Here is an 11,269-nt window from a genome sequence, read left to right on the forward strand (position 1 = left end):
GAGATGGTATTCGCCTATCAGCGCAGCATGCAGCCGCTGCCGAAGCTGGGGCCGTGGACGGCCGGCATGTGAACCAACTTCGACTTTCGAGACCGGCTTCGGGTCGGCTGGTTGTCCGAGATGCGCGCATTGCTCGACGGAGCGGCCGACCCTGTGCGATCACGACGGTCCAGCGTTAGCCGGAAATCTTATGGCCCGGTAGACACTTAGCTAGTCGGCGATTTTTGGCCCAGGTGGGGAAAATGCGTATCCGAGACGACGCACGGCCCAAACTTGGCTGGGGGTACACGGTGCCGCCGTGCGTCTGGTCGCCGGCTTCAGAAGGCGGCCGAGATCGAAAAGACCACTTGGCCGGCGGCGATCGAAGACCCGTCCTTGGTCGAGGAGAAGTTCGGCAAGAGATAGGCCGATTTCGCCCGCGTGATGTCGGTCCCGGTATAGGCGATGCCAAGCGTGACCGGTTTGAAGGTCACGTCCACGCCGACCAGATAGTCGACATAGGAGCCGGTCGGGGTGACGCTGGTGCCGTTCGGCCCGAGACCGGGGTTACCGTCCGAATAGCCGACATGGCCTTTCACGGTGACAGGCGTCTTGGGAATGCCGATACTGGCATCGCCCCACAGGTACAGATTGTCATCCTTGGCACCGGGACGATTATAAGCACCGCCCGCCGCCACGGCCTGGGAATTGGCGCCAGTGAACGACCAGTTGCCGAGCGCCTGCTGCTTCGGGGCATAAGCGACCCCGGCGAGCGCAGTGACCGGGCCAAGCGTGCCCGACAGCTTGACATAGCCCTCGCCAAAGTCGGTGATGTCCGAGCCGCCGGGATACATATACCACGTGACCCCAACGTCGATCGCGGTGCCGCTACCCAGGCTCCGTTTATACCCGCCGATCAGATCGAGCTCCATATTGGCCCCGCCGAACTGACCCCAACCTGCCAGGTTCGACGCCCAGGTGCCGGCGTAGAAACCGCTTTCGTGCGTGATCGTGATGCCCCCCTGAATCGCAGCTTCTTCGTCGCTTTGCGAGACGCCGCGAAAGCGATAGTCCGACACCAATGCGACCGATCCGGACACGGTGAAGGGCGGCGGGGGGCGGTGTCCTCGGCGAAAGCGGGGGCGGCGGACAGCACGAGGCAGGCGGCGGCAGTGGCGATGTAGAACTTCATGGGACCTCCAAATATCTTTGGTTAGGTTCCCGCCTGCTGTCCGAACCGTAGTCGCCTCTCCCCGCCCGCGCATCTCCACAATGACGACGGGGGGACGGCGATCGGCCGGACGCTTGAGAAATATCCGCGGCGGCTTGCCGGATTCTTGCCAGGTCGTGACGAAATGTTGCTGCACGGCAATCGCTCCGCTGCGCGGGCGTCAGGCGGGTTCGATCGCCTGGAGGGGCAGAACGATTTGCGCACACAGCCCGCCGTGCGGGCGGTTCGTCAGGGTCAGGACGCCATCATGGTCCGCCACGCCCTTGGCAACGATCGCCAGACCAAGCCCAAGACCAATAGTGTCGCGCCCGCGCGCCGCGTCGAGCCTGACAAAGGGATCGAGCACGCGGACCAAGGATCCCTCGGGAATGCCGGGTCCATCGTCTTCCACGCGCAGCACGATGCGACCCGGCTCTTGCGCCAGGGACAGGAACACGCGGTCGCCATAGTGCAGCGCGTTCTCGACAAGGTTCACCAGCGCGCGCTTGATCGTGATGCGACGCAGCGGCATTTCGAGATGCGCTGGACCATCGTACGCGCCCTCGTGCCCGCGATCGGCAATGTCGTCGCATAGCGTCGCGCACAACACCGCAAGATCGGTCATCGCCAGCGGCTCGACCTCGTCCTCGCCGCCAAGATAGGCGAGCAGCGAGGTGACCATTGCCGACATTTCTTCGACATCGGCCTCGATCGAGGCGCGAATACCGGCATCGCTGATGCGATCCGCGCGCAGCCGCAGCCGCGCCAGCGGCGTGCGCAGATCATGGCCGACCGCCGCCAGCGCCTGCGTGCGATCCGCGATCAGCTGATAGATCCGCGCATGCATGCGGTTAAAGGCACGCGTCACCCGGCGCACTTCGCTCGGTCCGATTTCGGGGACCGCTTCGTCGCGATCGCTGCCGCTGCCGACACGGTCGGCGGCCAGCGCAAGACGGCGCAGCGGCAGCAGCGTGCGCCGCACCAGTAACCCGCCCATCAAAATCAATACGGCGGCGGGGACCATCGCCAGAACGACGCGGTCGATGACCTGATCGGGCAGATGGATCGCCTGGCGCGTCCGGAAATGCAACCACGTCCCGTCTGAAAGCAGCACCCCTCCAGCCGTCACCGCGCGGCGGCCCGGCGATGGCAAGCTGAGCCGCAGCCCGGCGCGCGCCAGATCGGGCTCCCAACCGACGATCTGGCGATACATGGCGTCGAGATCGGCTGGCACCGGCGGCGGCGGTGGCGGCACCGTGCTCCAGCGGATTTCATAGCGACTGGTGGTCAAGTCGCGCGCCACGGCCGGACGCGCCGACGGCGGCTTCTCATCGACCAGCTTGCGCGCGATCAGCACATGTTCGGCCAGCCGCCGCGCCTCGTCATCGCGCACCGAGAATTGGCTGGCCCGCTCATACAGCAGCGCCGAAACGCCGAATTCGAGCACCATCGCCAACAGCAGAATGGCAAAAACCTGGCCGATCAGGCCAGCCGAGCCATGCAGCCGCCGGAAAAGACCCGCGTTCAAACGGGCGCTCAGTCGCGCGTTACGGGGGCGGTGAACATATAGCCGATGCCGCGCACCGTCGCGATCGGGGCATCGGCCCCGGCGCTCGACAATTTGCGGCGCAAACGACTGATCAGCACATCGATGCTGCGATCCGAACTGTCGCCGAGTCGCGACCGCGACAGCTCGATCAGCCGCTCGCGCGCGATCACGCGCCCGCTATGATCGCACAAGGTCACGAGCAGATCGAACTCGGCTCCGGTGAGATCAACGAGGCCGCCGGTCGGCGACAGCAATTCGCGGCGCGGCAAATTGAGCGCCCAGCCGTCGAACGTCAAAATGCCGGTGGCGCGCTGTTCCGCCGCCTGTCGCTCCGCGCCACCGCGCCGCAGAACCGCGCGGACCCGCGCCAGCAATTCGCGCGTACCGAACGGCTTGGCGATATAATCGTCGGCCCCCAGTTCCAGCCCGACGACGCGGTCGGTTTCCGATCCCTTGGCCGATACGAAGATGATCGGGACGTCGCTCTTCTGCCGGATCGCACGGCACAGATCGATGCCATTGGTCCCGGGCAGCATGATATCGAGCAGCACGAGGTCGACCGGGCCCTGCCCGAGCGCCAGCCACATTTCGGGGGCGGTGCCAACCGGGCGCACGGTGAAGCCGTTTTCCTGCAAGGCGCGGGTGGTCAGCGTCCGCAGCGGCGGATCGTCCTCGACGAGGACGATGGTTGGCATCATGGTGGCGGGTTCTGGGGTCTGCATGCGAAATGGGAGGTAAGCACCACGGCCGGAACGGTCAATGCGCGGCTTCCCGATCGGGCGCGAGCAACATTTTGTTACGTCGGCGCGAAATGACAGCAAGATCGGCGACTTATTTAAATGGTCCGTTCATCTTCAAAGGATTTATCGTCGTGGTCCGTTTCATTGCGGTCGCCGCCCTCGCCCTTGTGGCAATGCCAGCGCATCCTGGCGGGCGGGCGCATTCGCCGCAGCAGTACACCGCTGCGCTGAAGGCCGCCTGTTCGGTGCAGCATGTCCACACCGCCGCCGGAAGGAATGGGCATCAACCCGCGATCCGACATTGCAAGCGTAGTGGCACTGTCGAGGTCGCCCGCGCCGTGCCCGTGCCCGTGCCCGTGCCCGCGCGCGCCGCCCCGCCTGCGGTCGGCCTGAACTAAGCTCGGGGATGGGTCACGGGCGGGTGCGCGGAGGGCAAGACCGCGCAGCGGCTTAATGACGAGAAAGCGATCCGTAGAAAAAATGATTCATAAAGTACGCCCGCCATGCAACAAGCAGTCCAGCGCGGCAGGGGTCGGTCTTCGCGCGTTGCGCCGACAGACCGACCTGCGCCGCGCCTGAAATTCAATCATTCTTGAAGTCTGGCGAGGATCTGGTGGTGGCCGAACGCGTAGGGTGGCGCATCGCGATGCGGTGGCTGGCGGAAATCGTCGGCCCCGACATGCCGTATGTTCGCTTGGCGATGCTGTACGGCGTGGCGATCAGCCTGCTGTCGCTCGCTACCCCGATTTCGGTGCAATTGCTGATCAACAGCGTTGCCAATACCGCCTTGCCCGCACCGTTATGGACGTTGGCGGGGCTGTTGCTCGGATTGTTGCTGCTGGTCGCGGCGCTCAGCGCGCTGCGCGTGTGGATGATGGCGCTGTTCGAGCGCCGCTTGTTCGCCCGCATCGTTGCCGAAATCACCATTCGGGCCGTTCACGCGCAGAATCCGTTTTTCTCGGATCAGAATCGCGGGGACCTGTTCAACCGCTATTTCGATCTGGTGGTGGTGCAAAAGGCGGTGCCGAGCCTGGTCATCGGCGGCTTTACGATCATCCTGCAATCGGCAGTCGGGCTTGCGGTGACGAGCTTTTACCACCCGTTCTTCCTCGGCTTCAACGCGCTGCTGGTGCTCGTCATCCTGGCGATCTGGCTGATCTGGTCGCGGGGCTCGATCGGCTCGGCGGTCGCGCTCAGCCATGCCAAGCATGATGCCGCGCGCTGGCTCGAAAGCGTCGGCGGATCGAACGGCTTTTACAAATCCAGCCGCCATCTCGATTTTGCGATGGATCGATCGGAGGCGGTGACCGCCGCCTATGTCGGGCGGCATCGGCATTATTTCCGCTACAGCTTTACCCAGACGGTCGCCTTCTTGCTGCTCTTTGCGCTGGCGAACGCGGCCCTGCTCGCGCTTGGCGGCAATCTGATCCTGGCGGGCGAATTGTCGATCGGGCAATTGGTCGCGGCCGAGCTGATCCTCAGCGGCGTTTTTTACGGCATTGCGCAGCTCGGCTGGTATCTCGATTCGCTGTACGATCTCATCGCGAGTTCGGAGGAATTGTCGCTGCTCTTCGCGATTCCGCAGGAGCCCGCCGTCACCGTGGCGGGCCGGGCACCGGTCGATGGCGCGGTGCGGCTCGACGGCGTGGTGATGGACGGCGCCCGCTTCGATTTCGCGCTGGCGGCGGGGGAACAATTGGTCACGCTGACCGATGACGGCGCGGAACGGCTGCTGGCGATGGTGCTGACGCGCCACATCGTTCCCGAACGCGGGCTGGTCACCGTTGGCGGCGCCGACATCGCCTCGTTCGATATGTATTTGCTGCGCTCCGAAGTGATGGTGCTCGAACGGCCGTCGATCGTCGAGGTCAAGATTCGCGAATATCTCTCGCTGGCGTCGGAGGATGCGCGCTCAAGCTCGAGCGCGATGCTCGAAGCGTTGGAGGCAGTCGGTCTGCGCGATCGCGTCGCGCGGCTGCCGCACGGGCTCGATACCGTGCTCGCCGCCTCGGGCTATCCGCTGTCGATTGGCGAATTGATGGCGCTCAAGCTTGCCAATGCGCTGCTGGTGCGCCCGCACGTGTTGATGTTGTCGCAGCTTTACGATCTGTTGCCAGTCGAACGCCTGACCAGCGTGCTCGCCCGGCTGCGAGCGGCCGGGACAACCGTTTTGCTCTCGACCGGTCGACCGGAGGATATCACGCTGGACGGGTGGTTCTATCTTGAGCCGCACCGGCAGCGCCGCTTCGCCACGCGCGAGGAACTGATCGCCGCGCAGCAGCAGGGGGTGCGGGATGCCGTACAAGGCTGAGCGACTAGCGCATTTCAAGACGCTGGCGGGGATGCGCGCGCCCCGCTTTGCGGTGGTGGTTGCGTGGATGGTGACAACCGGCATCGCGATCGCGGTGGCGATCATGGCGCTGGTGCCGTGGTTGCAGACCGCAGATGGTGCAGGCCAAGTCGTTGCGCTCGACCCCGATGAGCGCCAGCAGCAAGTGACCGCGCTGGTGCCGGGGCGCGTCGATCGCTGGTATGTGCAGGATGGACAGCACGTCGCGCGCGGCGATCCGATCGCGCGCGTGGTCGATCTCGATCCCGATTTGCTGTCGCGCCTCGCCGCCGAGCGCGCGCAAGTGCAAGCCGAGATCGCGTCGGTCGAACAGAGCCGCGCGGTCGCCGGGATCGATGTCGCGCGCACCCGGCAATTGCTCGCCGAAGGGCTCGGCTCGCGGCGCGATTACGAACAGACGCAAATCAAGGTTGCCGACACCGGGGCCAAGCTCGCCGAATCGCGCGCCAAGCTCAACCGGATCGACATCGCGCTCAACCGCCAGTCGGCACAGGTGGTGCGCGCGCCGCGCGACGGCCGCCTGCAACAGCTTAATGCGGCGAGTGGGAGTGCGATGGTGTCGGCGGGAACCGTGCTGGCGGTGGTCGCGCCCGAACGCGTCGAGCGTGCGGTCGAACTCTATATCGACGGCCGCGACGTGCCGCTGGTTCGCACGGGCCGCCACGTCCGGTTGCAGTTCGAAGGCTGGCCCGCAATTCAGTTCAGCGGCTGGCCTTCGGTCGCGCAAGGCCTGTTCGACGGGCAAGTGCGCTCGATCGATCCCAATGCCGCGCCCGATGGCCTGTTCCGCATTCTGGTCGAGCCGCAACCCGGCAAGCCGGCGTGGCCGAGCAACGACGATGTCCGCCCCGGTGGCAAGGTGCGCGGCTGGGTGCAGGGTGAGACGGTGCTGATCGGATACGAACTGTGGCGCCAGCTCAACGATTTCCCGCTCGAATTCGGGCGGCGCCCGACGGTCGAGATCAAGGGCAAGGCGAAGGCGCCGAACGCGAAGATCGACGCGGACGATTCGGCCAAGAAATGATCCGCTTTGCTTTCCTGCGGCTGCTTGCCCCCTTCCTGCTCGCGCTGTGTCCCGGCATGGCGCTGGCGCAAGGTGCGCCGCTGACGCTTGACGACGTGCTGCGCTCGTCGGCGCGTTCTGCCCCGCAAATCATCGAGGCGCTGGCGCGGGTCCGCCAAACCGAGGGCCGCGCGCTGTCCGCCGAAGGCGCGTTCGATACCGTCTTCGATGTCGATGGCCGATCGCGCGTGGCGGGCTATTATGACGGGACGATCGTCGAAGGCCGGGCGACGCGGCCGCTCACCACCAATGGCGGCTATGTCTATGGCGGCGTTCGCGCGTCGCGCGGGTCGTTCCCGATCTATGAGGATCAGGCCTATACCAACCGGCTGGGCGAGGCGAAGGTCGGGGCGCTGTTCGCGCTGCTGCGCGACCGCGTGGTCGACGAACGCCGCACGCGCCGCGCGATTGCCGCGACCGATATCGACGTCGCGCGGTTCGAAGCCGAGATGGCCGCGATCGGGGTGCAGCGCCGCGCGGTCGACAGCTATCAGAACTGGGTCGCGGCCGGCCTCAGGCTGCGCGCGTATCGCGACTTGCTGTCGCTGGCCGAGCGCCGCCGCAGCGCGATCGCGCGGCTGGTGACGCTCGGCGCGCGGCCCGAAATCCTGCTGACCGAGAACGACCAGAATCTGGTGCGGCGGCGCGGGCTGGTGCTGCGCGCGGAACAGGATTTGGCCGGTGCCGCCAATGCGTTGTCGCTCTATTTGCGCGACGAAGCGGGCGCGCCGCTGATCGTTTCGGCCGATCGGCTTCCGCCCGACGCTTCGGCACTGGCCGGGATCGCCCGCGCGCCGAGTATCGTGCCCGCCACCGAGCGTTTCGATTATCGCGCGATCCTGACGCGGATCGATCAGGCGACAGCGCGGCTGCTGCTTGCGGAGAACGACTTGAAGCCGCGGCTCGACCTGCGCGGCGAGCTTGGCAAGGATCTCGGCGACACGGGGCTTGGCGGGTCGAGCCGGACGCCGCTGGAGGCGATCGTCGGCTTTCGTTTCAGCGTGCCGTTGCAAAATCGCGCGGCTAAGGGGCGCGTCGCCGAGGCGCGCGCCGAAATCGATGCGCTCGATCAGCGCGGGCGCTTCCTGCGCGACCAGATCGTTGTCGAAGTCGAAGCGATCGTGATCGCCGCCGACGGTGCCGAGCGCCTGGCGAGTGTGGCCGAGACCGAGCGCAGTCTGGCCGAACGGCTCGCGGCGGCCGAACGCCGGCGGTTCGAACTCGGCTCGGGCGATTTCTTCCTGGTCAACCAACGCGAGGAAACCGCCAACGATGCGCGGATCCGCCTGATCGATGCGCAAGCGCGGATCGCCTCGACGCGCGCCGAACTCGCCGCCGCCACCGCCGATCGCGCGGCATTGGGGCTGACGCGCTGATCATCCGCGATTGCGCTGCGGCGCGCGATCGCCCAACGCAGACGCGTGCCACGACCCGCCTCCGCCACCCCTAACGCGCTCCGCCATCCGCCCTGGGCGATCGTTGCGGTGATCGCGACCGCGCTCGCGGGCGGCGCGCTGTGGCTGCTCGGCTGGGCAGTCGGAGAGATTGGCGAAGGCGAGATGCGCTTCCCGGTCGACCGCGCGATCCTGTTGTGGCTGCGCGGCGGGGTGGCGCATGGCGTGCCGCCGGGGCCGTTATGGCTGACGCAAGCGATGCTCGATGTCACCGCGCTCGGCGGGGTGACGGTGCTGGTGCTGGTGACGGCATTGGTCGCGGGATTCTTGATCGCATCGCGCCACTGGCTGACGCTCGCGCTGGTGCTGGCGGGGACGATCAGCGGGTCGGCGGTGGTGACGCTCGTCAAGGGGCTGGTCGGGCGCGTGCGGCCAGACGTGACCGATCATCTCGTGCAGGTCTATGACGCGAGCTTCCCGAGCGGGCATGCCGCAAACAGCGCGTGCGTGTATCTGACGCTCGCCTTGCTGCTGCTTCAGATCACCGCGGGGCGTGGCGTTCGGCGCTACATTCTCGCCGCGACGATGCTGCTGGTCAGCGTGATCGGCATCAGCCGGGTCTATCTCGGCGTGCATTGGCCGAGCGATGTGCTCGCGGGCTGGATCTTCGGGTCGTTCTGGGCAGTGGCGTGGTGGGCGCTCGGTGCCGCGATCCGGCTGCGCGTGGCGGGGGCGACGCCGACCCGGCCCGAATAGCCGTTCATCCCCCCGCAAGGTTGGTGCGACCACCGCACAATCGACACGCCGAATCGTTTCCGGGAGACGACGAAACGGTCTTGTTACAGTATCTCATAACAACTATTGCAGTGCAGCACAGTTTTTGAAAGCCTCCTCATGACGCCAAAATCCTTGTTGTTCGCAACACCGATGCTCGTGCTCGCTGTGCCCGCGGCCGCCCAGACGGCGCCGCCGAGCCAAGTCTCGGCGACCGACCAGGGACCCGATATTGTCGTTACCGGGGTCGTGCCAAAGAGTGAAACCGATGTGCTTTCGGGCACATCGGTGTTGCGCGGTGCCGAGCTGACGCGGAGCCTGCGGCCGACGATCGGCGAGACGTTGGCCAAGCTGCCGGGCGTTTCGGCAACCTCGTTTGGGCCAAGTGCGTCGCGTCCGGTGCTGCGCGGTTTCCAGGGCGAGCGGATTCGCGTGCTGACCGACGGGATCGGGTCGATCGACGTGTCGAACACCAGCGTCGATCATGCCGTCATCATCGATCCGCTATTGGCTGAGCGGATCGAAGTGCTGCGCGGTCCGGCAGCCTTGCTCTACGGTTCGTCGGCGGTCGGCGGGGTCGTCAATGTGATCGACACGCGCATCCCGCGTTCGGTGCCAAAGGCGGGCTATCGTCTGTCGGGCATCGCGACGTACGGATCAGCGGCGAACGAGCGGACGGTTGGTGCCGCCGGCGACGTCGCGCTGGGGCAGCATTTCGTCGTTCACGCCGACGGTTCTTATACGAAGTCGGACGATTTGCGGATTGGCGGCTATGCGCTGACCGATCGGCGGCGGCGCGAGGCGCTCGCGACGAGCTTGCTCCCGATCGACCCTGCCAACCCCGATCCGATCGATTATGCCGCCAGCGCTGCGGTGCGCGGCACGCTGCCCAATACCGCCGCGCAGACCTGGACCGCCGGGGTGGGGGCGGCGCTGATCACCGATACCGGTTCGCTCGGCGTGTCGTACAGCCATTATGACAGTCTGTACGGCGTGCCGATCCGCTACGCGACGCTGCCCGGCGAAGGGCAGGATGCACCGCGGCTTAGCATCGTGCAGAATCGCTACGATCTGCGGGCCGAGGTGCAGACCGGCGGCGGCTTCCTCGATCGCATCCGGCTCCGCGCGGGCCATGCCACCTATCGCCATTTCGAACTCGCGCCCGACGGCGCGATCGGTACGGCATTCTTCAACAATGGCACCGAAGGCCGGCTCGAACTCGTCCAGGCCAAGCGTGGCGGCTGGCAGGGTGCCTCGGGCGTGCAGTTCTTCAACCGCGTGTTCGACGTGAAGGGCGACGAGGCGTTTCTGCCCAAGAACGAAACCAACCAGACCGGCCTCTTCACGCTGCAGCAGCTCGATCTTGGCGCGTTCAAGGCCGAAGCGGGCGTGCGCTACGAACTCACTGACGTCGCCGCGCGCACCGTGGCGGGTGACCTGCGGTTTTCTGGTGCACAGCGGCATTTCGGCGCGGTTTCGGGTTCGGTCGGCGGATCTTACGGCGTGAGCGATGCGGTCCGCATCGGGTTCAACCTCTCGCATACCGAACGCGCACCATCGGCCGAGGAACTGTTTGCCAACGGTGCACATGCGGGGACGCAAGCCTATGAGCTGGGCAATCCGAACTTTCGGCTGGAAAAAAGCAACGGCGGTGAGCTGACGCTTCACGCGCACGGTACGGGCTACAGTTTCGATGCGTCGGCCTATTACAGCCGCTTCTCCAACTATATTTCGGAAAATCAGGTCGATCAGACGATTTGCCAGGCTGCCGCCGCACCGAGCGGGCGAACGGTCGACTTCCCGTGCTTCCAGTCGATTCAGGCCGATGCAACCTATTATGGCGTCGAGGCCGAGGGATCTGTCGTGCTGGGCCGGGTCGGGGGGTATACGATCAACGCCGACGCGCTGGGCGATTATGTCCGTGCGACGATCCGCGATCAGGGACCGGTCCCGCGCATTCCGGCGGCGCGTGTGCTCGGTGGCGTGGAGGCGCAATCGGACGCGCTGACCGGCCGCGTCGAGGTCGAGCATGTGTTCGATCAGAACCGGATTCGCGCGTTCGAGACGCCGACCGCTGGCTATACGATGGTCAATGCCTCGTTCGCGATCACGCCGTTCCCGGCCAACCGCAAGCTGTCGCTGACGCTCAGTGCGAACAATCTGTTCGACGTCGATGCGCGCCGCGCGGCGAGCTTCCTCAAGGATTTCGC

The 11,269-nt window shown here is 65.9% G+C and carries 8 protein-coding genes and 1 pseudogene; 5 read left to right on the top strand and 4 right to left on the bottom strand.

The annotated features are described in order from the left end of the window. Window positions 1–317 precede the first annotated feature (317 nt). From ABWP09_RS03595 to ABWP09_RS03610, 4 genes and pseudogenes are all read right to left on the bottom strand, one after another. Window positions 318–1,171, bottom strand: a pseudogene (locus tag ABWP09_RS03595) (TorF family putative porin). A 199-nt stretch (window positions 1,172–1,370) separates the two neighbouring features. Beyond that, a complete protein-coding gene (locus tag ABWP09_RS03600) occupies window positions 1,371–2,717 on the bottom strand; it encodes an ATP-binding protein (RefSeq protein WP_353203795.1) in 1,347 nt (448 codons plus the stop codon). Window positions 2,718–2,725: 8 nt separating this feature from the next. Then, window positions 2,726–3,436: a response regulator gene (locus ABWP09_RS03605; protein WP_353203796.1), complete on the bottom strand. Its 711-nt coding sequence runs from the start codon at window positions 3,434–3,436 to the stop codon at window positions 2,726–2,728. Between the two features lie 137 nt (window positions 3,437–3,573). Next, on the bottom strand, window positions 3,574–3,762 hold the full coding sequence (locus ABWP09_RS03610) for a hypothetical protein (protein WP_353203797.1): 189 nt from the start codon (window positions 3,760–3,762) through the stop codon (window positions 3,574–3,576). Between the two features lie 329 nt (window positions 3,763–4,091). Here ABWP09_RS03610 and ABWP09_RS03615 point away from each other — a divergent pair, with 329 nt between their 5' ends. The 5 genes from ABWP09_RS03615 to ABWP09_RS03635 all read left to right on the top strand — a co-directional run. Then, the gene (locus ABWP09_RS03615; RefSeq protein WP_502959752.1) at window positions 4,092–5,789 is read left to right on the top strand and encodes an ATP-binding cassette domain-containing protein; all 1,698 of its coding nucleotides are present in this window, start codon (window positions 4,092–4,094) and stop codon (window positions 5,787–5,789) included. After that, entirely contained in the window at window positions 5,773–6,852 is a 1,080-nt protein-coding gene (locus ABWP09_RS03620; RefSeq protein WP_353203798.1) for an efflux RND transporter periplasmic adaptor subunit, read from the top strand. The genes ABWP09_RS03615 and ABWP09_RS03620 overlap by 17 nt, the downstream gene beginning before the upstream one ends. Beyond that, window positions 6,849–8,267: a TolC family protein gene (locus ABWP09_RS03625; protein WP_353203799.1), complete on the top strand. Its 1,419-nt coding sequence runs from the start codon at window positions 6,849–6,851 to the stop codon at window positions 8,265–8,267. The genes ABWP09_RS03620 and ABWP09_RS03625 overlap by 4 nt, the downstream gene beginning before the upstream one ends. Before the next feature lie 45 nt (window positions 8,268–8,312). Then, window positions 8,313–9,041 carry a phosphatase PAP2 family protein gene (locus ABWP09_RS03630; RefSeq protein WP_353203800.1) on the top strand — a complete coding sequence of 243 codons (729 nt, stop codon included), beginning with the start codon at window positions 8,313–8,315 and terminating at the stop codon, window positions 9,039–9,041. A gap of 171 nt (window positions 9,042–9,212) precedes the next feature. Next, window positions 9,213–11,269: TonB-dependent receptor (locus tag ABWP09_RS03635; protein ID WP_502959753.1), on the top strand; the 2,057-nt coding region annotated here is incomplete at its 3' end.

This window comes from Sphingomonas sp., assembly GCF_040398505.1.
GTDB lineage: Bacteria > Pseudomonadota > Alphaproteobacteria > Sphingomonadales > Sphingomonadaceae > Sphingomonas.